The following is a 20,706-nucleotide window of genomic DNA, read 5'->3' on the forward strand; positions in this document are numbered from 1 at the left end:
GTTCACCACGGATCCCGCGCCGACATGGGCGGCAGGTGATCGGCGAACGGCTGGTTGAGGATGCGGGCGATGACGGACTTCCACGTGGTCATGTCGTTCTCGAAGTCCTCATGCCGCCGCGCCTCGGAGCCGTGGGGAGGGGGCCTCGTGTTGGGCCCCTTGATCCACTCCGCCCTCGGAAACACGACGGGCCGGTCGTCCTTGGTCTCCGTGAGCAGCGAAAGGACGTCGGCGTTCTCCGGATCGAGGAGCCCCGCCTCCATGCCGAGCAGCGAGACGCCGCTCGTGCCGGGCACCCGCGGGCGCCGCTCGAGGGCGTTCGACACCAGGTAGAGGAGCGACCTGCCGTACACCTCGCAGTGGTCCTGGAGCTCCGCTTCGTCCGTGAGCGTGAACAGGGCGAACCGGCGCACCATGCCGCTCTTGATGGGCGGCATGTACGTGTCGCGGAACGCGTCGATGGCGCTCGCAGGCGCGAGCAGGGAGAGCGACTCGATGGGGAGCCCGAGCCCGAGCTGACCTCGCATCGGGCCGCCCTCGATCTTCTTGCCCTTCTCCGAGGTGACCAGCTGGACGAGCGGCGCGAGCAGGAACGTGCCGCTCGAATGGGCGACCAGGTGGAGCTCGATCTTCGGATCGCCGTCCATCAGCGACGCGAGGCGGCCGATCATCTCGCGGACGCCGCCGTGGTCGGCGTCCATCGTCGCGTCGCCCGCGGCCAGCTTCATGCGGTCCCACTCGGCCTTGCCGCCCATGCGGCGGACGAGCGGCTCGAGGGCGTCGTCGCGCCGATCGATCATGAACCCGAACGCCCTGGGATCGTAGCCGTCGTGGCGGCGCCCCTCCGTGGCGCGATGGAGGATCTCGAGGAGGCGCGGGTAGTGGTCGGTCTCCCAGAGGAGCTCGATGGGGTAGATCTCGTGCCCGAGCAGCTTCGGCCGGAGGCGTGACATCCGGTTGATCGCGTCGATCTGCCGGCGCAGACCGCCGCTCGCGATCAGGACGAGCCGGCGGCGCTTCCATGTCGCGGTCGCGCTCAGGAAATCCTCTTCCATGATGATACGGACGTCATCCGACGACGTGCCGTAGGCGCCGCGCTGCTGGAGCTGGCCGTGCATGTCGACGCTGATGAGGTGCGGACGCAGGCTGGCGAACGTCCGGCTCGTGGACGTGAGCGGGCGGAGCGAGCGCGCCTGGTTCAGGCGGATCGGGACGCCGAGCCGCCCGACCCACGCGTCGAAGCCGTATTGAAGCCAGTCGTCGTAACAGAGTCGACCGAAGCCGCCCTTGCCCCAGCCGACACCCCACGAGTTCTGCAGCCAGAAGCCCTCCGCGTCATACCCGATGATCGCGAACGCGTGACCTCCCCAGGGGGCGATGAAGGGGTTCGTCTTGTCGACCGTCGGGATGATGCCGTTCCCCTGGGTCCCATAATACCAGCCGTTGAACGGGATCAGCGCCGAGGCCGCGATGATCCCGACCTCCGCGAGGGCGCTGTGCATCGCCGGGAGGTCCCTGTGGTTCACGCGTTGATACAGGCCGAGCGGCCGGAGCATCGCGTCCACGGCGCGCTCCGGCGTGAGCGTGCCGTGGAGATCGTTCGCGTCCCACGGCCAGTGCTCATAGGAGCAGATACCGTGTTTGTGCCAGCCCTTCATGGCGCCCCTCAGGCTGGATCCCCTCGCGTCGTCCTCGCCGGGGTACTCGTCGTAGCGGCGCGCCATCGTGTACACCATGTTCTGGCTGACGAGGCTGCGGTCCGGCGAGACCCGGCGTCTGCGCAGCAGGTAATGCGCCACGGTGGCGACCGTGAAGCCGGTGCAGCCGTTGTTCTTGCCCTGGTCGAGCACGGGCACGCCGTACTCCACGAAGCGCTCCGGGGGCATGATCGGAGGCACTTCCACCATCGTGGGGCGATAGAGGGTGTCGCGGAAATCGAGGACGTCAGCGCGCGCGTCGGTCGTGATGTCCCCGTGACGCCCAGCGAAACGCTCGGAATCGATCATGGTTTCTGATCTCGTGAAGTCGCTGAGTGTCGCACGGGCGGCGCGCGGGGCAAAGTCGGCGCCGCCCGCCCTCCCTCGGGCGAGGCTGCTCGTGCTAGCGTCGCCCGGGGCGGCGCCGCCAGCGCCGTCCGGAGGTGGGATGAGCGAGGACAGCCGCGCAGGGGGAGGCGAGGGCGCGCAAGGCGCCATCGAGGCGGCGCTCGAGGCCGAGGTGCTGCGGCGGCTCGCGTCGTTCCGGGCGCGGCTGGGGCGCGAGCTCGGCGCGCTGTTCGATGAGCTCGCCGCGCGCCTCAGGCTGTTCGAGGGGGAGCCGGGCGAGGGCTACTTCTCGCACCCGACGGCGCTCCCGGTGCTCGAGCTGCCGCTCTGGGTCGCGACGCGCCCCGGCGGGCCGGCGCTCGCGCTGGACGCTGGATCGTCGGCGCTTCCGCCGCTCGCCATCGACCTCGCCGAGGCGGCAGCGGTCGGGTACCTGCACGTCCGGATCGAGGACGACCTGCTGGACGAAGGGGTCGGTGAGCCTGGAGCGACGGTGCTCCTGTCCGGGGCGTTGTTCGCTCGCCACCAGGCGTTGCTCGCCCGCTCGCTGCCCGGCGGGAGCGCGTTCTGGGACCTCTTCGAAGAGGTCTGGCTCGGGTATGGCGAGGCGATGCTCCTCGAGCGGCGGCTCCACCGCGCTGCAGGCCCGCGGGACGGCGCCACGTTCCGGCGGGTGCTCGCCCGCTCGCGCCCGCTCGTGCTCCCGGCCGCGGCGGCCCTGTTCGCGCTGTCGCAGGCCGAGCACCTGGACGCGCTCGAGGAGTTCGTTTCCGCCCTTGTTGCAGCGCATCAGCTGTTCGCGGACCTGCTGCACGCAGAGAAGGATCGTGGGTTCGGCAACACAACGTATGTGCTCTCCCGGCTCTGGGCGCTCGCCGAGGCGGACGCGGCGTCGCCGAGCGGGGCCGACGTTTCCGACGGCGGGCCTTGTCGCGCTCAGGAGATGCGCAGCGCGGCGGCCCTGCGCGCGCGGCTGTTTGCGCGCGGCGGCTTCGACGCCATCCTGGAGGAGGCGCGTTGTGAGCTGGCTCGCGCCGAGGTCGCCGCGGCGGCCCTCGGCCTACCGGAGGCTGCGCGGTTCTGCAGGGAGCGCGAGCAGTACATGGTCGCGATCCAGCGGCGGGTATTCCTCGCGTTCTTCAGCGCGCTCGCCGGCGAGCCCGCCGTCGCGCCGCGGTGAACCGGTGTGTCGTGCGCGGACGCTACACTCCCCGAGGACGCGCGGACGCCCCTGCTTGTACTTGCTCGCCGTTTGGAGGTCTCCTAGCCTCCCGAGCGAGAAAGCGAGGAGTCGTGACGTCGAAGAAATCAGAGGCAGAGCTCATCGGTCGTGCCGTCGTGGATTCGAGCTTCCGCCAGCAGCTCCTTGCCGATCCCGAGCGCACCATCGAGGCGGAGGGGTACGACGTCGGCGCGGAGACGCTCCAGCGCATCCGGGATGCCGCGACCTCGACGCCCGAAGCGGTCGATGCGGCCATCTCGGCCGCGGCGCGTGAGGGCGGAGTCGGTATGTGACGCTGTCCCCTGCTGGAGGGGTGACCGCCGTCTGGCCATGGCTCGACCCGGGTGACCGGGCTGTGTGCGAGCGCGCCTGGTCGGCGCACCTGTCATCCGAGGGGGCGCTTCAGCGCGGTGAAGCGGCGTGGGGAGCGCTCGCGCTCGAGCGCAGCGTGGGCACACCGCCGGGGTACAGCATCCCGTGGGCCAGCTGGGCGCTGCGGCTCTGCGGGCGGGTGTCCGCGCGCGACGCAGCCGCGGACGCCGCCGTGGCGGTCGCCGCGGTGGCCGCCGGGGGCATCGAAGGCGCTCCTGACGCGCTCGCGCGGGGCGCGCTCGCCGCGCGTCTCCTCGCGCGGCACGCGGATGACGCGCGCGCGCACGGGTGGCTCCTGGGCCTGGCCGACCTGGCGGAGGCTTCATGGCGCGAGAACCCGGTGATCGAGATCGACGGCTCCGGCGTCCTGGCGGCGCCCGCCGCCGCCGGCGCGCGCGAGGCCGTGGCCCTCTGGACGGCGCCCGCGCTCGTCGCGGGCGACGATCTCGCGCCCGCCCGTCGCTTCGGAGAGGCCGTGGCCGAGCCGATCTGGCTGCTGGACGGGCTCGTGCGCCTCTGGATCGATCCGATCGCGCCTGACCTCGCGGCGCCGACGCTCACGCCGCTCTTCGCGCTCTGGCTGCGCGGCGCGGGGCTCGCTCCGCCGCTGCTCCGCGCGCTCTCGGGCGAGCGCGCGTCCCGCGTGCGCCGCGGCGAGATCCACGGCCTGCTCGCGACCCGCCCGTACCGCGCCGCGCTCGCCGCGCGCATGCAGGAGACGCTCGCGTCCGCCCGTGAGGTCGTGGCCACGTCTCCTCGGACGAGCCCGAGCGCGCGCGGCCTCGCCGAGGCGCAGCGCGAATTTCTCGAGGCGCTCGGCGAGCGCCTCCGCTTCTTCGAGGGGCTGATGTCTTTCCGCGATCTCCTCGGCCCCGGCGCGTCGCTCGGGCCGCCGCGCGCGCTGGGCGAGCCGGCGCCGCCCGACGAGGCGCGCGCGGATCTGCAGGCGGCGGTCGCGTTCCTCCTGGACGCCGCGCCGTGGCGCGAGTCCTGGGAAGTGCAGCGCTTCGGCGTGCTCGGGTCGAGCGAGCAGCCGGTCGGGCACTGGTTCGTCCGGGCGACGATCCTGAGGGCGCTGCTCGAGATCGGGGAGGTCGGGCGCGACGTCCGCGCCGACGCCGCTGCGTTGCTCGAGGAGATCCCGGCGGGAGAGCTCCGCTACTTCACCGCGTTCCGTGACGTCCCGCCGGACGCCGACCTCCTCGGCGTCGTGCTCGAGCTGGTCGCCGAGACGGGCGCCGCGAAGGAGCGGGCGGAGTCGTGGATCGAGGTCATGCTGGCCAACGTGGGTGACGACGGCGTCGTTCCGACCTGGTTCTACCGCGGGCCCGCGGGGCCGACCACGCCGGGCGTGGCGTGGGCCGGCGACGACTGCGCGACCGTCCGGCTGAACCTGCTCGTGGGCCTGCTCTCGTTCGACGCGGAGCGGTTCGCGCGGCTCATCGACGCGAACGCGCGGCGCGTGCTCGACGCCGCCTCGGAGGGCGGCTTCGAGGGCGCTTGCTTCTACGACGCCTCGTACACGGACCTCGCGTTCCTCCGCTTCGCGCGGCTCTACCGGGGGAGGGCGGGGGGCGCGCGGTGGGCCGACGAGGTCGCGGCGGTCGAGGCCGCGACGCTGTCGCGGATGCTCCGATCGCAGCGGCTCGACGGCGGCTCCGGGGCGCCGCTCTGCACGGCCGCGTGCCTCGAGGGGGCCGCGATGAAGGAGCGGCCCGATCCGCTGCTCCTCGAGCGAGGGATGCGCTACCTCGGCGAGCGCCAGCTCGTGGACGGCTCCTGGCCAGCGGAGCCGCTCTACCGGGTGCCCATGAAGCGCGGTCGCGAGGGCCACCACCAGGGCAGAGCGCTGACGACCGCGCTCTGCGCGCGCGGGCTCGCCGCGGCGCGGTCCCGGCTGCGGCGCGCAGGGGGGCGGCGCACATGAGCATCGAGAAGTCGCCCGAGATCGTGCGGATCATGGAGGCGCAGGAGATGCGCGGCGAGCAGATCGTGAACCACATCCGGTTCGCGTTCGCGCTGCTCAGCGCCGCCACGCTCATGCACGTGTGGACGATCAACACGCCGGCCGCCAACCAGATCTTCGCGATCCTGACCGGCGGGTACCTCGCCTACTCGCTCGTGCTCTACGCGTTCTTCCGGCTGCGCCCCGGCGTCTACGCGGGCTGGCTCAAGTACGTGAGCATCTTCGTCGACCTCGCGCTCCTGACGCTCACGGCCCTGGGGAACGCGAGGAACCACTCCGGGATCATCGAGTACTTCACGAGCTACCTCGCCACCGTCTACGTGCTCTGGAACCTGATGTCGGGCTTCCGCTACAGCCTCGCGGCGTGCCTGTACTCGGCGGGGCTGTCGGCCCTCTTCAACTCCGTCGTGCTCGCCGTCACGGTCGGCTCCGGCGCGATCCCGATCAGCCCGGTGTCCGTCTACGGAGAGAACGCCATCAACATCGCGGACCAGTGCCAGCAGATCCTCTTCATCGCGCTCCCCGGCGTCGTCGCCGGCATCATCGCGCGGATGTCGCGCAACCTGGTCGTGCGGGCCGAGGTGGAGTCCATGGCCCGCCTCCGGCTCGAGCGCGAGAAGCAGGAGCTCGGCCGGTACCTGTCGAAGGATCTCGTCGACTTCGTCCTGTCCGATCCGAGGCGGCTCAAGCTGGGAGGCACGCGGCGGCACGTCTCGGTGATGTTCACCGACATCCGCAACTTCACCCCGCTCACCGAGTCGGTCGAGCCGGAGGCCGTGGTCTCGTTCCTGAACGAGTACTTCACGGAGATGGTCGAGATCGTGTTCCGCTACGGGGGCACCCTCGACAAGTACATCGGCGACGGGCTGATGGCGGTGTTCGGCGCGCCGCTCTCCGTCGAGGACGCGCCGAAGCGCGCCGTGATCGCGGCGATCGAGATGGTCCGGGCGCTCGAGCGCATGAACCAGCGGAAGCTCCTCGGCTGCGGCGAGATCCAGATGGGCGTCGGGATCGCGACCGGCACCGTCATCTCCGGCAACATCGGCTCACTCCAGCGCATGGAGTACACCTGCATCGGAGATACAGTAAACACGGCCGCGCGCCTCGAGCAGTTCAACAAGGAGCTCGGCTCCAAGATCATCATCTGCCAGACGACGTACGCGACCCTCGACGACTGCGTCCCGGCGCAGCCGACCGGCGCGCTGAGCATCCGGGGCAAGAGCCGCCAGGTCCACCCCTACATCGTGGACCACATGGAGCTGTCTCCAGCGCGCCTGAGCGAGCTCCGGAGAGAGCTCCTCTCGAGGGCCCGCCCCATGGAATCGATGCCGCCGCGGGCGCCGGCCGCCCTGCGCGGGAAGGAGTAGCCGGAGGCTCGCGGCGCGCCGCGCGATCGGGGCGGGGGGGTCACGAGGGCGTGGCGCGGAAGCGCCGGACGCGCGCCGAGCCGGGGCCGCCGTCCTGCGTCGACAGGCCGAGCGCCGTGCGCGCCGGCGCGTGGAGGCGCTGGAGGACGCGATCGAGCAGGCGGAGTGCGCCGTCGCTCATCTTCACGCCGCGCGGCGAGCGGTAGCCGAACGCGACGCCGTCCACGACCTTGTAGGCGTTCTCGGTGGGTGAGGCGGGGCGCATCTCGACGACCAGCGCGCCGTCGCGCGTCTTCATGATGACGACGATCTCGCCCGGGCGCGCCGAGGCCTCCACGAACGTCCACCCGCCGGAGGTCGCCTCCTTGATCCCGAGCTCGAGCACGCGCTGCAAGTCCTGGCCCGCCGGCGCGAGCGTCGTCGCGCCTTCGACCCGGATCTCGGCGCCCGGCGGGACCACGCCGCTGCCGAGCGGCATCGCGGGCCGTCGCATCTCCCGAGGCCCGGGGAACGACCACATGTCCGGCGTGATCTCGCCGCCTTCGCGGTAGGCCATCTCGATGAGGCGGCTGCGCTCGCGAGAGAGCGCGTCCTCGGACCAGCCGAGGCAGGAGCGCATCATCAGCGTGAAGGGGTCGAAGCGGAGCTCGAACGAGGCGGGCGCGCGGACCATGAGGTCGTCCGGAAGGACGAGGCTGTGGAAGATGCGGACCTTGCACGGGAGCTCGCGCGCGCGCTCGAGCGTGCGCCGGAACGTGATCGGACCGTCGCCCGGGAGGCCGAGGAGGATGTCCACCTCGATGTCCGTGAACGTCGAGAGCTCCTCGATCACCTTCGCGAACCTCGACTCCCTGAAGGGGCGCTGCGTGCCGTCGCCCGTCTCCTTGTTGAGCGGCGGCAGCCGCGCGTCGAGCGACACGCGCGCGACGCCGCGGAGGAACTCGAGGTGCTCGTCGTGCACGTGCTCGGGATCGATCGATGCCGTCAGCGTCGCCTGCTTGAAGAAGCCGACCTGCTTCTCCGCGGCCACCAGGTTCCGGAACGCCTCCGTGCTCAGGTTGAGCGGGGCGTCGACGATCTGCGCGCCCGGCGCGCCGGCGGCGCGGAGCGCGCTCAGCTCCTCGACGAGGTAGGCCTCGGAGAAGACGCCGCCAGCGTCGCCCGTGGAGACGCCGCACGTCGCGCAGCTCATGCCGCCCCCGCGGCAGATCTCGAGTGGGACGATGCGATCGGTCGGGAGCAGCTTCATCCGGATCGGCGAGGGGAGCGCGTCGGGCGCCACGTAGAGGGGGTCGCCCGTCGAGACCCAGCCGCCGGCGGTGGACACGTGCAGCCCCGGCACGGCGCGCAGCGCATCGGGAGAGCGCTCGCTCAGCCGGACGATGTCCCGGAACGTGAGCTCGTTGCCGTGCACGAGGGCGTCGATGCAGGCGGTGGCGTCGCGCCAGGGCGCGAGCGCGAACATCGCGGGGCGCGCGAGGGGCCCCCAGAGGGCGATCGTGCGCCCCGGCCGGTTGCGCTGCAGGTGGCGCGCGATCTCGATGAACGTGGGGAACGACCAGACGTGCGCGGCGAGGCCGACCACGTCCGCGTCCACGGTCTCGACCTCCGCGACCCACGCGTCGAGATCCCTCGTCTGCGCGTCGATCACGTGGATCGGCACGCCGGCGAGGTCCGGATCGGCGAGCAAGGAGGCCTCGACACGACGGACTCCATGGCTGGACGGCGCTCCCCCACCGTCCGGCATGGTTGGCTCCATCGCGAGTAGCGCGACGCGGCGTTCGCCAGGCATCCATGAGAGTCTACCAGGGTGTCTCCCCTGTCGGGGAGTCCGTTCGCGCTCTCTGTCTGCTCTCACTCCCCGCCCCCCGGTCGGTTCCTGGCGCCCGGAGTTGCTCCTTCTGCCCGGAGTTGCATCCGGCGCGCAGTCGGGCTTTCATACTGCCCTGGGCGGGAGAGGGGGAACGGAACGTACCGGATCGGCAGACAGCGGCCGACTGTCGGGCTGCGCACTTGGTGGCGTGTCGTACGTGTGGCGCACCGCGGCGAGCGCTCCGGTGTGTCCGGGCGATCCGTCATACCTACCGGGAGCATCACCGAGGTTGCTCGCGCTGCGCTGGCTGCTGGCCAGCGGAGGCTCGGGCAGCGTCGAGCGCCCATCCCGTCCTCCCCACCATGGGGAAGAGAGGGCGCGCTGCCCTGGCGAGCGACCCCCGCTACTGAAGAAAGCCGAGGGGAGCCATGTGTGGCAAGCACGTGATCCTGGTTGCGGAGGACGACGTTGACACCGCGACGATGCTGGAAGAGCTCCTGACCCTGGAAGGGTACGAGGTCGAGCTGACCGCCACCGCGCGCGCGGTGCTCGATGCGCTCGCGGAGCGGCGCTTCCACGCGGTCCTCCTTGATCTGACGATGCCAGGCATGACGACGGACCGGTTCGTCTCCGAGATCGAGGAGCTCGGTACGCCCTCGCCCCTCATGATCTTCTCCGCCCGCCTCCCCCACGAGATGCAGGCGATCGCCGAGCGGCTGCACGCGGCCGCGCTCATCCCGAAGCCGGTGGACATCGACGTCCTGCTGGGCACCCTCTCGAAGGTGGTGCTCGGCTCGCTCGGCTCGCTCGGCTCCACTGATATCGACCGTTGATGCTGCCCGTTCGGACCGCAGCGCGAGCGCCTCGGTCCGTCGTTCCGGCGGACGCCGGGCTGCTGCGCCCCCCGGCACCGGTGGTAGGATCGCCGCTCATGACGTGGTGGATGGCGACCAAGCCGCGCTGCGCTCACCCTGGCTGGCCGCAGAGCGGGCACAGAGCGGCTTCGCCGGAGCGCCACCGTGCTGTAACATCGGGCTCGGCCGCCGACGATCGATCGCCGTGATGCGTACGCCCGTTCCCGCCTGCCAGAGCTGCCGGCTCAACCAACGTCGACCCCGGCGTGGTTGGTTGGCCGCGCGGGCGACGCGGGAGCGGGCTCCGAGGCGCCTTTGCGGCGCTGATTGCCGGAGAGAGACGTAGAGAGACCTTCATGAGCCCCCTTCCTCGCAGAAAGAGCCTCATCAAGCGGAACCCGAGCAGGGATTCAGGGCTTTCCCTGTTTCGCCGTGACGTCAGGCTTTCGCATAGTGGTTGATGCACCGTGCCTGCCACTCCCTTGAAGAGGATCCTCGTTGTCGATGACGATCCGGATATTCGAGAGACCCTCGCCGAGCTCCTGCAGGAGGAGGGGTACGCCGTCGCGTCGGCGGCGCACGGCGGCGAGGCGCTCAGCGCGCTGAGAACGGATCCGAGACCCGGGCTCATCCTGCTCGATCTCATGATGCCGATCATGGATGGCTGGCAGTTCAGGGCGGAGCAGAAGAAGGATCCGGAGCTCGCCGCGATCCCGGTGGTGATCATCTCGGCGACGGGCCGCGACGAGTTCGTGTCCTCGCTCGGCGCGGCGCAGTTCCTCAAGAAGCCGATCAACCTCGAGCAGCTGCTCGCCGCGGTCGAACAGCACTGCCGGTGACGGCGCGCCTGTTCGTCTACGGCACGCTGATGCGCGGCGAGCGCGCGCACGCGCTGCTCGGGCGCGCGCTGTGCCTCGGGCCCGCCCGCACGGCCCCGTCGTTCGAGCTCGCCGATCTCGGCGCTTACCCGGCGCTCGTGCGCGGGGGCTCGGTCGCGGTCCTCGGGGAGCTGTACGAGCTGGACCCGGAGGCGCTGCCCTCGCTCGACCTCTACGAGGACTGCCCCGACCTCTTCAGGCGTGAGCCGATCGAGCTCCATGGAGGCGCGCTCTGCGAGGCCTACCTGATGCCCGCGGGGCAGGCGCTTGGGTGGCCTCGGATCGCCACGGGGGACTGGCGGACACGGCGGCGATGAGCGCGTCAGCCGGGGCCGGCGCGGCGCGCTGGCCGCAGCCCGGGTGGACCGGCCGGGTCGATCTCGGGCGCCGTCCTGTCCTCGACGACGAGCAGCAGGGCCGGGAGCTCGCCCTCGTCGGCCTGGAGCCGGAAGGCTGAGAACGAGAGCGTCCTGCGGCCGGCGTGCGCGAGCACGGCCTCGAGGCGGAAGTCGACGAGCGCGGCGCGGCGGTGGAGCACGTCCCGGAGCTGCTGCTCCAGCTGCGGGGTGTTCCATCCGGCATCGATGGCCGAGAGCGATCGTCCCTCGATGTCCCCGAGCGGGACCATGAACTGCTCGCAGTAGCGCCGGGTGACCGCCCGGATCCGGAGCTCCCCGTCGAGCAGGAGGAACGGATGGCGCAGCACCTCGAAGACGGCGGAGAGGCCGTCGCGCGCGCCCGCGAGCTCGCGCGCCGCGCGCCTCGGCGCCTCGCTCTCCAGCCAGCAGATCACCGCGCCGTCGACCTCGTCGTCGGTGGTCCGGGAAGGGCGCGCCCGCATGAGATAGCTGCGCCCGTCGCGGTCCTCGACGCGCCGTTCGACGGTGCTCATCGTGCCGAGCACCTCGGCGACGACCGGCGCGATGTCGGCCACGCTCCTCGACTTCACCTCGAGGATGGACCTGCCCACGTCGCTCGCGGCGAGGCCGAGCAGCTTGTCGGCGGCGCCGGCGATCCGGCGGATCCGTAGGTCCGCGTCGACCATCAGCATCGGGATGTTCATGCCGCCGAGGAGCTTGCGCAGCTCGTCGTTGGCGAGGCCGAGCGCGACGTTGCTGCTGCGGAGCTCCTCGTTGACGGTCGTCAGCTCCTGGTTCGCCGACTCGAGCTCGTCGTGGGCGCCCTCGAGCGCGTCGTTCACCCTGTGCAGCTCGTCGTTGCTCGCGAGGATCTCGTCGTTCGTGCACAGCAGCTCTTCGTTCGTCGCCTCGAGCTCATCGATGAGCGACTGGAGGTACTCCCTCGTGGTCACGAGCTCCCTGCGGAGCTGGACGATCTCCAGATCCTTCTGGGCGTCGCTCGGGGCGGGATCGCTGCCCGGCCGGTCCGGCCGCGCGGCGCCCGACTCGGAGAAGGTGACGAGGAAGCAGCGCCCTTGCGGGAGCCGCACCTTGAGCGGCCAGACCTCGACGTCGACGTACCGGATCTTCTCGTCCTGCCTGACCTTGAGCTGCTCCTTGCGGGCCATCGCCCCCGAGTTCATCGACGCGTCGATGGCGGCCCGGATGCCGAGGACGAGCCCCTCTCGGGCCATCTTGAAGAGGTGGAGGCTGGCGTCGCCCGGTGACGGCTCGAGGTAGGGCCCCGTCTTGCCCCGGAACTGGACGATCTGCATCTCCTCGTCCACGACCACGCCGGCGGGGGCATAGCGCGCCATGACGATGGCGTCGGCCTCCTTGCGCACCGCATCCATGCCGAACCCCTCGGGCTCCCGCGGCCTCTCCGGCGCCAGCGCGACCACCGGCGCGCCGGGCAGAGCAGGCGCGGTGAGGGCGAGCGGGTGGGCCGCCTCCGACGCGGCGCGCTTGCAGAAGATCCTGTGGGTCCTGTCCACGACCCCGAACAGATCGGGCGCCGTGGTGAGGCTCTCGGACGAGCCGAGGAGCAGGAAACCCGTGGGCTTGAGGGCCTGGTGGAACGTCTGCAGCAGCCGGCGCTGCAGGCTCGGCTCCAGGTAGATCATCAGGTTGCGGCAGCTCGTGAGATCGAGCTTCAACAGGGGCGGGTCGGCCGCGGCGTTGTGGCGCGAGAAGATGCACAGATCGCGGACCGATTTGTTGACCTGAAAGCCGCCTTGTACCCTGACGAAGAAGCGGCGCAGCCGGCTGGGAGAGACGTCCATCGAGATGCTCTCGATGTAGATCCCGGACCGCGCCTGCTGGATGGCGGCCTCGCTCAGGTCGGTGCCGAAGATCTGGATGGCATGATCGGTCGCGTCGGCTTCGAGGAACTCGAGCAGCGAGATCGCGAGAGAGTAGACCTCCTCGCCCGTCGAGCAGCCCGGCACCCAGATGCGAACAGGGGAGTCCTGCGGCCTGCTGTGCATGAGCACCGGGAACACGTGGGTCTTCAGCGCGGCGAAGGCGCCCGGATCGCGGAAGAACGTGGTGACCTTGATGAGGAGGTCCTGGTAGAGATCCTCGATCTCGCCGGGGTGCGCCCTCAAATGATCCAGGTAATCCTGGAGGGTGGCGAGCCGATGGAGCGTCATTCGCCGCTGGATGCGCCGCCTCAGGGTGCTCTTCTTGTACTGGCTGAAATCGACGCCCACCGCGGCGTGGAGCAGCCTGAGGAGCTTGCTGAGCTCGGCGTCCATGCCGAGGGGCGCACCCTGCCTGAGCCATGGAGCGAGCACGTGCCCGGGGCGACCCATCCGCACGAGCTCCGCCGCGATCTCCTCGACGCTGAGGACGAAGTCGACGCCTCCCGCCGCGATGGCGCTCCGCGGGAGCGCCGGCCGCTCCGCGCCGCGCGGGTTCTCCGCGAAGGTGACCCCGCCCTCGGCCTTCACGTCCTTCAGCCCCAGCGCGCCGTCGCTCCCGGCGCCGGACAGCACGACGGCCACCGCGCCCGACCCCAGCTCGCCCGCGAGCGAGCGCAGGAAGAGATCGCCTGGGCCCGGGCTGCCCTCGCCCCGCGGCGCGAGCTCGACGCGGAGCCCCGCCAGCGTCGCCTGCGCCTCCGGGGGCAGGACCTGGACGCGACCCGGCGCGAGCTTCGTCCCCGATCGGAGCTCGGCCACAGGGAGAGGGCTGCTCTGCGCCACGAGCTCGAGGAGGGGGAGCTCCCCTGGATCTGCGCTGTAGATCAGGACGAGAGAGAGGCTGGTATCTCTGCTCGGCAACCGCCGGAGGAGCTCCGCGATCGCGCCGCGCCCGCCGGCCGAAGCGACGACACAGACGACGGGAAAGCGCAGCTCACCCTCGGCGCGCGGCCCGCCCGCTGCGGCGCTCTCGCCGGCGTCCTCGGGCGGGACCGGCGTGCGCCCCGGCGCGGATGCCCTGCCGGCCTGGGGCGCGGCGTCGCTCGGGCCCGGTGCCCCGAGTTGCGTCCGGCGTGACTTCTTCTGTTCGGGCATTGTTGGCTTGAACGGTTGGGCGCTCTCTCACGCGTCTCGCGGCGGCGAGAGCCTGACAGGGACTAAGCCAGGGTTCCGGTGGGCGGTCGTTCAACGATGGCTGTCGTCGTCCATGTCGCGCATGGGACACGGCGCCGCACGGTCATCTCACCCTATCAGCGCGCGCCTTCCAGGCGCTTCAGGAGTTGCTCGAGCCGCTCGATGATGTGTGCGGATCGGTCGGATACCATTCGGGCAGAATCGTTGAGCCTCGTCAGTGTCATTTCATCCATCCTCCCGCCGGGCTGGAGCCTGGTCATGGCCTCCAGCGCGGCGTCGTGGCGCGCTCGGGCGACCTGGGCTGCCGCCATCGCGCGGCGCAGGCGTGCGCGCGGCGGCTCCAGGCTCTCGACCCCGGACCACCTCCTCTCCGGTGAGACGTGCCGCGCCTCGCCCTCGGCTTGCGCCAGGTGAGCGGCGGGCGCCGCGAGCAGCGCGGGAGCCTGCGTTCCTCGCAGCGATCGATCCGCCTCGTCGTTCCCGGCGTCCTGCGTGCGCTCCGTGCGCTTGCCATCGGTCGGAAGGCGGAGGTTGACGCTGATCTGCTGATCCTCCGCGGGCCCCCCGGCGTCCTCCCACCCCCGTTCGTCGACGATCTGCTTCGTCGCGTCGTTGACGAGGAAGACCTGATCGGCGTCGTGGAACCGCTCTGCCCGCAAGGCCTGCAGCGCAGACCGGGCGGTCTCGAGCGAGCGGATGTGCTTCGTGAGCGCGAGCCGCCTGCCCCGGAAGCGAACGTAAATGCTGTAGCTGGTCTGGGGCGCCATCTCCATCGCCTCGTGGGCCCGGTCGCGTCATGCGGTGTCTGCGCTCTTCTGGATAGCAGCTTCCGGGGTGCAGCTCGCCATGGCGCCGGGCCGAGCGGGCGGGCCCCCGCTCCATGAGACTCTCACGGATCTCGCGCCGTGAGCCCAGGGCGCGAGTTCTCGGCGCGCGTGCTGCTAGCGGTCTCACGCCTCCGGTACCGCCGTCAGCAGCACCAGCCTCCCGGCGGTCTGCTCGGCTGTTCTGCAGGCGGTGCGCACGAGCTGCCACTCTGCCTTCACGAGCTCCGCCATGAGCGACCTGTCCTGACACAGGGCTTTGCTCAGCGACTCCTCGGCGTCTTCGCCGAAGGACAGCACGCGTATCGCGATGGCGAGCGCAAAGTCCTTGGTCAGCCGGACGCGCAGGTCGACGTCCGGCGTGGAGACGTGGAGCGCGTGCTCGGCGAGGGCGACGTCGATCCTGTCCGCAATCGACCTTGCGGTGTCCGCGCGCCACTGGATCGAGCGGCAGGTCTGCCGGAGCAGCTCCTGGATTAACCGTCTATCACGACCCGTCTGGTTGCCCATTCCGCCCCCCTCGACAGTTCCGTTCTTCTGCGGAGAGCCGTCCAGAGAGTGCCTGCGACCCGCCAGAGCGCGCGACGGTCAGCCTGGCGCGATTGAACGAGCAGGACCGCTGCGCTCCTCCCGAGTTGCCCGAGCGGTTCCCCCTCCGGCTCCCCGCTCCACCCCCTCACTGTCCCGCCGAAAATCCCGTTGACTGCTAGCTGTAGCTCAGCTGCTGCCCGACCGACCGCTAGGGCGATATGGAATCGCTCGTCAGGGATTCCCTGTAAGCGGCCCTGGCACCGCTGAGCTTCCGGCCGTCTTATTAAGGCAAAGCCCTACACCCAGGTTATCTAGGTGACCTAGTTCACCTAGATAACCTGGGTCACCTAGGTTGCCTTGGCCTTGGAGCGCCGGCGCTCGCTGCTCGACGCTGAGGCAGGCGGCGGGTCGGCGGTCTGCCGCGCGCTGCGCGGGGGGGCTTCCATGACCGACAGGTCAGCGACGGCGCGCACCTCCGGGGCGAGCAGGCCGTGCGTGAAGAGCTGGAGCACCTGCGCGGCCCAGGCGGCGATGTCTGGCCTGGACGGCGCGTCGATGAGCTTGCGCACCAGGCGATCGAAGGCGCCGGAGATGAGCGCGGCGATCACGCTGGGCTCCAGATCGCGCCGGTAGAGGCCGATGTCGATCGCGTACCGGACGCGGCCCTCCACCTGCCGCGCGACGCGCTGGGCAAACTCGTCGATCAGGTAGGCGTACGGGGTCCCACCGCCTCCCGCCAGCATCATCCTGAGGAGCGCCCGGTTCTGCCAGCAGAACTCGAGCACCTCGAGGTCGTGGGCGAGGACCCGCTTGAAGTACTCGTTCACCGACGCTCGCTCGGCCTCGAAGACGATGGGCGGCGGCTCCACGCAGTCGGCGAGGCGCGCGATGAAGGTCTCGACGATCTGCTTGAAGCAGTCGTCCTTGCTCTGGAAGTGCAGGTAGAACGCGCCCTTCGAGACGCCTGCGCGCTCGGTGATGTCCTCGACCCTCGCGGCGGCCAGGCCGCGCTCGGTGAAGGCAGCCTCGGCGGCGCGGAGCAGCTCGATCCTGGCGCGGCGATCGGCAAGGCGGGGCATTCTGACTGGTCGGTCAACGTCGGAGGACCGGGGCACTATGGGAAGGCCGCCGGAAGCCGTCAAGACGCTCGTCGGCCGCGCTCCTCGCGACGCGGCGCGTTCGACCGCGCCGCGTCGCCCATGGCACGAGCGATGCTGCTGAGGCGGTCATGACGACCGTGGCGAGACGAAATGCAGCAGGGCGCGGCGTCGGCGAGGCGACGGCGGCGGCCCTCGTCCCCAGCCCTCCTTCGTTGCCGAGCCTGCGCGAGGCCGCCGCGCGGTGCCGGGCGTGTCCGCTCTGGGAGCGCGGGACGCAGACGGTGTTCGGCGAGGGCGCGGCGCGATCGGACGTGCTCCTCGTCGGCGAACAGCCGGGCGACAAGGAGGATCTGGCCGGCAAGCCGTTCGTGGGCCCGGCGGGGCAGCTGCTCGATCGCGCGCTCGAGGCGGCGGGGATCGAGCGGCGCCGGGCGTACGTGACCAACGTGGTGAAGCACTTCAAGTGGGAGCCGCGCGGCAAGCGCCGCATCCACATGAAGCCGGACGCGCGCGAGATCCGCGCGTGCCTGCCGTGGCTCGCCGCGGAGATCGCGGTGGTGCAGCCGGCGATCGTGGTATGCCTCGGCGCGACGGCGGCGCAGGCGCTGCTCGGCGGCTCGTTCCGGGTCACGCGCGAGCGCGGCAGGATCGTCGCCTCGCCGCTCGCGCCGCGCGTGCTGGCGACCGTGCACCCCGCGTCGATCCTCCGCGCGCCGGACGAAGCGACGAGGCGAGCCGAGCTCTCCCGCTTCATCGAGGATCTCACCGTGGCGGCGCGCGCGCTCGGCTGAGCCGGCGCGTGCCGCCTCCTCGCGAGGCGCGCTCTCGATGGAGTAGGATCCGCCCGCGATGACGATGAGCCCACGACCGGTCCCTGCCGCAGGGCGCCCCGCGTCCTCTCCGATGGCCGAGCGCGCCCACCTGGGGAGCTCGAAGAAGATGTGGCCGCTGATGCTGGCGGCGCTCGGGGTCGTCTACGGCGACATCGGGACGAGCCCGCTCTACGCGATGAAGGAGTGCTTCAGCCCCAGCAGCCCGCACCACGTCGCTCCGACGCCCGAGAACGTGCTCGGGGTGCTCTCGCTGATGTTCTGGTCGTTGATGATGGTGGTGACCGTCAAGTACGTGACGTTCATCACGCGGGCCGACAACGAGGGCGCGGGCGGCATCCTCGCGCTGCTCGCGCTCGTCCCGAGCGGCGATCGCAAGGGCGAGGGCCGCGGCCTCCTCGTGCTCCTCGTCCTCGTCGGCGCGGCGCTCCTCTATGGCGACGGCGTGATCACGCCTGCGATCTCGGTGCTCTCGGCCGTGGAGGGCCTCGAGGTCGCGATCCCGAAGCTGGACCCTGCCGTCGTGCCGATCATCACCTGCGGTGTGCTGCTCGCCGTGTTCCTCGTGCAGAAGCGCGGCACGGCCGGGGTCGGGTCGATCTTCGGGCCGGTGACGCTCGTGTGGTTTGTCACGCTCGTGCTGCTCGGGGCCAAGGAGCTCATGCGCAGCCCCGGCGTGCTCCGGGCCGTCTCACCGACCTACGCGGTGAGCTTCTTTGCCGAGAACCAGCTGCATGGCTTCCTGATCCTCGGCGCGGTCGTCCTCTGCATCACGGGCGGCGAGGCGCTGTACGCCGACATGGGGCATTTCGGCCGCGTGCCGATCAAGTACACCTGGTACACGATCGTCTGGCCCGGGCTGCTCATCAATTATTTCGGCCAGGGCGCCAAGCTCCTCGCGGACCCCACCGGGGCGGCGAACCCGTTCTATGCGCTCGTCCCGTCGTGGGCGCTCTACCCCACGGTGGCGATCGCCACAGCGGCGACGGTCGTCGCGTCCCAGGCGCTCATCTCCGGGGCTTTCTCGCTGACCCAGCAGGCGGTGCAGCTCGGGTATTTCCCGCGTGTCACGGTGGTCCACACGTCGAAGGACGAGGCGGGGCAGATCTACATCCCCGAGGTGAACAGCGGGCTCCTGATCTCGTGCATCGTGCTGGTCCTCTCCTTCAAGAACTCGAGCGCGCTCGCGGCTGCCTACGGCATCGCCGTCACGGGGACGATGGGGATCACCACGGTGGTCTATTACGTGGTCACCCGGAAGACGTGGGGTTGGCCGGTCTGGAAGTCGCTCCCGCTGGCCGGGCTCTTCCTGGTGATCGATCTCGCGTTCTTCGCGGCGAACAGCGCCAAGTTCTTCCACGGGGGCTGGGTGCCCATCGTGATGGGCGCGGCGATCTTCACGGTGATGACGACATGGAAGACGGGGCGCAAGCACCTCGCCGCGGCGATCAAGTCGGCGATCTTGCCGCTCGATATGTTCCTCGAGGACGTGAAGCGTGTGAAGCCGCACCGGGTGCGCGGGACGGCGGTCTTCATGGCGTCGAGCCCGGAGGGCACGCCGCCGATCCTGCTGCACCACGTGAAGCACAACCAGGTGCTGCACGAGCAGGTGGTGCTCCTCTCGATCCAGGTGACGAACGTGCCGGAAGTGCCGGCGGAGCGGCGCACGACGGTGATCCCGCGGGGGGAGGGGATCTACCAGGTCACGGCGTGTTACGGCTTCATGCAGACGCCGAACGCGCCGTCGGTGCTCGAGGGGTGCAAGCGGCACGGGCTCGACATCGATCTCGGGAGGACGAGCTATTACCTCGGCAGGGAGACGCTGCTGACGACCGGGCGCTCGAAGATGTCCCGGTGGCGCAAGGGGCTGTTCGCCTTCATCTCGCGGAACGCGCGGCCGGCGACGGCGTACTTCGGTCTGCCGCCGAACCGCGTGGTCGAGCTCGGAATGCAGGTCGATTTTTAGGGCGGGCGCGGGGCTCAGGGCCCCGTGTACCGGGCGCGCGGCCTCAGCATGTACCCCGCTTCCCGCTGCTCGAACGCGTGGGCGATCCAGCCGGCGGCGCGCCCCACCGCGAAGAGCGCCGCCGCCGTGCCGGCCGGCAGGCCGAGCGCGGCCGCGATCGCGACGAGGCCCAGGTCGAGCGACGGCGGATCGAGGCCGGCGTCGCGCAGCGCGTCGACGAGCGCGAGCACCGTGCGCAAGGCCGCGCTCTGCGGGGCGAGCGCGCGGGCCGTGTCGAGCAGCAGCTGGGCGCGGGGGTCGCCCTCGGGGTAGAGCCTGTGCCCGACGCCGGCGATGGGCTCGCCGCGGCGCAGCCGCTCGTGGACCGCGGCGGCGGCGCGCTCGGGCCGGCCTGCCTCGGCGACCAGGGCCTCCACCCGGTCGGTCATGCCGCCGTGCCTCGGGCCGGAGAGCGCGGCGAGCCCCGCGCTGACGCAGGCGTAGAGGTCGGCGCCGGTGGAGGCGGCCACCCGGACCGCGAACGTCGAGGCGTTCAGCTCGTGATCGGCCGAGACCAGGAGCGCGCGGTTCACGGCGCGCTCGGCCTTCTTCGAGGGGTTCGCGCCGAGGGCGATGAGCAGCCGCCGCGCCGCCCCGTCGGCCTCGAGGGCGTCGGTCGCCCTGCGCGCGTCCCGCCCGAGGCCCACGAGCGCCGCGAGCGATCGCACAAGGGCCCGCGCCCGCGCGCGCTCCGCGTCGCCCGTGGGGATGCGCCCGTCGCCCGAGGGCGCGCCCACGTGGCGGGTCGCGTCGTGCGCGCCGAGCGCGGGCACCACGAGCGCGAGCGCGACGAACGGCGGCGCGCCCTCCGGCAGGAGCGCCGCGAGCTTGGCCGGGCGGACGCTCAGCCGGCCTGGCCGCGCCGCCGGCGCGCCCTCCGCCGGCAGCTCGCCGGTCCAGAGCAGCTCGGCGACCGCCTCGAAGGGCACGTCGTCGAGCGCCAGCGCGACCGCCTCCTTGCCCCGGTAGACGGGCCCGCGCGGGCCGATCGCGGTGAGCGCCGACTCGAGCACCGGCTCGCCCCACCGGAGCGCCTCGGCGGCGACCGGGCCGTGGCCGGCGCGCGCGTCGTGCCGCGCCTTGAGCCGCTCGATGTCCGCCCGGAGGTAGAGCCGCGCGCGCCCTCGCCCGCCGGGCACCCCCCGGAGCACGCCCCGGCTCGCGTACGCGTAGAGCGTCTCCCGCTTCACGCCGAGCAGCTCCGCCGCCTCGGCGCCGGTCACGTACGCCGAGGGCCGCTGATCCGAGTCAGGTAGATCCACCATGAGCGCCCATCAACGTTGCATCCATCCTGTCTTCCGATGCACGAGGCGCCGGCGTCGCGCGCGCCGGTGACATCGGCGACGTCGGCGACGTCGCCGACATCCATTCCTCCTAGCACCGCCCTCCTCGGCTTCCTCCGGGATTCTTCCTCGACGCGCTTCGAGGCCGTGCATGGTTGA

16 protein-coding genes are annotated in these 20,706 nt (G+C 71.2%); 9 read left to right on the forward strand and 7 right to left on the reverse strand.

Annotated features, from left to right (window positions below):
- Positions 1-2: 2 nt before the first annotated feature.
- Complete coding sequence (locus WMF34_RS09055; RefSeq protein ID WP_437993020.1) at positions 3-2,006, reverse strand: C1 family peptidase; 2,004 nt, start codon at positions 2,004-2,006, stop codon at positions 3-5.
- A 139-nt stretch (positions 2,007-2,145) separates the two neighbouring features.
- Here WMF34_RS09055 and WMF34_RS09060 point away from each other — a divergent pair, with 139 nt between their 5' ends.
- The 4 genes from WMF34_RS09060 (at position 2,146) to WMF34_RS09075 (ending at position 6,972) form a co-directional block, all read left to right on the forward strand.
- Positions 2,146-3,225, forward strand: coding sequence for a geranylgeranyl pyrophosphate synthase (locus tag WMF34_RS09060; RefSeq protein ID WP_437993021.1), 1,080 nt, complete (start codon positions 2,146-2,148; stop codon positions 3,223-3,225).
- 113 nt (positions 3,226-3,338) lie between these two features.
- A complete protein-coding gene (locus WMF34_RS09065; protein WP_012234358.1) occupies positions 3,339-3,560 on the forward strand; it encodes a Franean1_4349 family RiPP in 222 nt (73 codons plus the stop codon).
- Positions 3,557-5,566: a hypothetical protein gene (locus WMF34_RS09070; protein ID WP_437993022.1), complete on the forward strand. Its 2,010-nt coding sequence runs from the start codon at positions 3,557-3,559 to the stop codon at positions 5,564-5,566. The genes WMF34_RS09065 and WMF34_RS09070 overlap by 4 nt, the downstream gene beginning before the upstream one ends.
- Positions 5,563-6,972, forward strand: coding sequence for an adenylate/guanylate cyclase domain-containing protein (locus WMF34_RS09075; protein WP_012234360.1), 1,410 nt, complete (start codon positions 5,563-5,565; stop codon positions 6,970-6,972). Before WMF34_RS09070 ends, WMF34_RS09075 begins: the two co-directional genes overlap by 4 nt.
- 40 nt (positions 6,973-7,012) lie before the next feature.
- Here the strand turns inward: WMF34_RS09075 and WMF34_RS09080 are convergent, their stop codons facing one another.
- On the reverse strand, positions 7,013-8,719 hold the full coding sequence (locus tag WMF34_RS09080; protein WP_012234361.1) for an oxidoreductase: 1,707 nt from the start codon (positions 8,717-8,719) through the stop codon (positions 7,013-7,015).
- A 494-nt stretch (positions 8,720-9,213) separates the two neighbouring features.
- Between WMF34_RS09080 and WMF34_RS09085 the strand changes: the two genes are divergently transcribed.
- The 3 genes from WMF34_RS09085 to WMF34_RS09095 all read left to right on the forward strand — a co-directional run bounded on the left by WMF34_RS09085 (position 9,214) and on the right by WMF34_RS09095 (position 10,834).
- Positions 9,214-9,618 (forward strand): response regulator, encoded by a 405-nt coding sequence (locus tag WMF34_RS09085; RefSeq protein WP_012234362.1) that lies wholly within the window; start codon positions 9,214-9,216, stop codon positions 9,616-9,618.
- Positions 9,619-10,106: 488 nt separating this feature from the next.
- A complete protein-coding gene (locus WMF34_RS09090) occupies positions 10,107-10,478 on the forward strand; it encodes a response regulator (RefSeq protein WP_012234363.1) in 372 nt (123 codons plus the stop codon).
- Positions 10,475-10,834 (forward strand): gamma-glutamylcyclotransferase family protein, encoded by a 360-nt coding sequence (locus WMF34_RS09095; protein WP_437993023.1) that lies wholly within the window; start codon positions 10,475-10,477, stop codon positions 10,832-10,834. The genes WMF34_RS09090 and WMF34_RS09095 overlap by 4 nt, the downstream gene beginning before the upstream one ends.
- Before the next feature lie 5 nt (positions 10,835-10,839).
- Here the strand turns inward: WMF34_RS09095 and WMF34_RS09100 are convergent, their stop codons facing one another.
- The 4 genes from WMF34_RS09100 to WMF34_RS09115 form a co-directional block, all read right to left on the reverse strand.
- The gene (locus tag WMF34_RS09100; protein WP_437993024.1) at positions 10,840-13,935 is read right to left on the reverse strand and encodes a CheR family methyltransferase; all 3,096 of its coding nucleotides are present in this window, start codon (positions 13,933-13,935) and stop codon (positions 10,840-10,842) included.
- A gap of 155 nt (positions 13,936-14,090) precedes the next feature.
- Positions 14,091-14,741 carry a hypothetical protein gene (locus WMF34_RS09105; RefSeq protein ID WP_012234366.1) on the reverse strand — a complete coding sequence of 217 codons (651 nt, stop codon included), beginning with the start codon at positions 14,739-14,741 and terminating at the stop codon, positions 14,091-14,093.
- Between the two features lie 183 nt (positions 14,742-14,924).
- Positions 14,925-15,308, reverse strand: a complete 384-nt coding sequence (locus tag WMF34_RS09110) for a hypothetical protein (RefSeq protein ID WP_012234367.1) — start codon at positions 15,306-15,308, stop codon at positions 14,925-14,927.
- A 368-nt stretch (positions 15,309-15,676) separates the two neighbouring features.
- The gene (locus tag WMF34_RS09115) at positions 15,677-16,408 is read right to left on the reverse strand and encodes a TetR/AcrR family transcriptional regulator (protein ID WP_012234368.1); all 732 of its coding nucleotides are present in this window, start codon (positions 16,406-16,408) and stop codon (positions 15,677-15,679) included.
- 149 nt (positions 16,409-16,557) lie between these two features.
- Here WMF34_RS09115 and WMF34_RS09120 point away from each other — a divergent pair, with 149 nt between their 5' ends.
- Both WMF34_RS09120 and WMF34_RS09125 read left to right on the forward strand, forming a co-directional pair.
- Positions 16,558-17,220 carry a UdgX family uracil-DNA binding protein gene (locus WMF34_RS09120; RefSeq protein ID WP_012234369.1) on the forward strand — a complete coding sequence of 221 codons (663 nt, stop codon included), beginning with the start codon at positions 16,558-16,560 and terminating at the stop codon, positions 17,218-17,220.
- 58 nt (positions 17,221-17,278) lie between these two features.
- Positions 17,279-19,225 carry a potassium transporter Kup gene (locus tag WMF34_RS09125; RefSeq protein ID WP_012234370.1) on the forward strand — a complete coding sequence of 649 codons (1,947 nt, stop codon included), beginning with the start codon at positions 17,279-17,281 and terminating at the stop codon, positions 19,223-19,225.
- Positions 19,226-19,239: 14 nt separating this feature from the next.
- On the opposite strand, the gene WMF34_RS09130 is transcribed toward WMF34_RS09125, so the two are convergent.
- Positions 19,240-20,529 (reverse strand): citrate synthase family protein, encoded by a 1,290-nt coding sequence (locus WMF34_RS09130; protein ID WP_012234371.1) that lies wholly within the window; start codon positions 20,527-20,529, stop codon positions 19,240-19,242.
- Between the last annotated feature and the right edge of the window lie 177 nt (positions 20,530-20,706).

The sequence above is a fragment of the Sorangium sp. So ce145 genome (assembly GCF_051525985.1).
Classification (GTDB): domain Bacteria; phylum Myxococcota_A; class Polyangia; order Polyangiales; family Polyangiaceae; genus Sorangium; species Sorangium cellulosum_B.

Bases quoted from the DNA above. Each gene is read 5' to 3' on its own strand.
- WMF34_RS09055 (WP_437993020.1), bottom strand. From the start codon at position 2,006: ATGATCGATTCCGAGCGTTTCGCTGGGCGTCACGGGGACATCACGACC.
- WMF34_RS09060 (WP_437993021.1), top strand. From the start codon at position 2,146: ATGAGCGAGGACAGCCGCGCAGGGGGAGGCGAGGGCGCGCAAGGCGCC.
- WMF34_RS09075 (WP_012234360.1), top strand. From the start codon at position 5,563: ATGAGCATCGAGAAGTCGCCCGAGATCGTGCGGATCATGGAGGCGCAG.
- WMF34_RS09080 (WP_012234361.1), bottom strand. From the start codon at position 8,719: ATGCCGGACGGTGGGGGAGCGCCGTCCAGCCATGGAGTCCGTCGTGTC.
- WMF34_RS09085 (WP_012234362.1), top strand. From the start codon at position 9,214: ATGTGTGGCAAGCACGTGATCCTGGTTGCGGAGGACGACGTTGACACC.
- WMF34_RS09100 (WP_437993024.1), bottom strand. From the start codon at position 13,935: ATGCCCGAACAGAAGAAGTCACGCCGGACGCAACTCGGGGCACCGGGC.
- WMF34_RS09105 (WP_012234366.1), bottom strand. From the start codon at position 14,741: ATGGCGCCCCAGACCAGCTACAGCATTTACGTTCGCTTCCGGGGCAGG.
- WMF34_RS09110 (WP_012234367.1), bottom strand. From the start codon at position 15,308: ATGGGCAACCAGACGGGTCGTGATAGACGGTTAATCCAGGAGCTGCTC.
- WMF34_RS09115 (WP_012234368.1), bottom strand. From the start codon at position 16,408: ATGCCCCGCCTTGCCGATCGCCGCGCCAGGATCGAGCTGCTCCGCGCC.
- WMF34_RS09120 (WP_012234369.1), top strand. From the start codon at position 16,558: ATGACGACCGTGGCGAGACGAAATGCAGCAGGGCGCGGCGTCGGCGAG.
- WMF34_RS09125 (WP_012234370.1), top strand. From the start codon at position 17,279: ATGACGATGAGCCCACGACCGGTCCCTGCCGCAGGGCGCCCCGCGTCC.
- WMF34_RS09130 (WP_012234371.1), bottom strand. From the start codon at position 20,529: ATGGTGGATCTACCTGACTCGGATCAGCGGCCCTCGGCGTACGTGACC.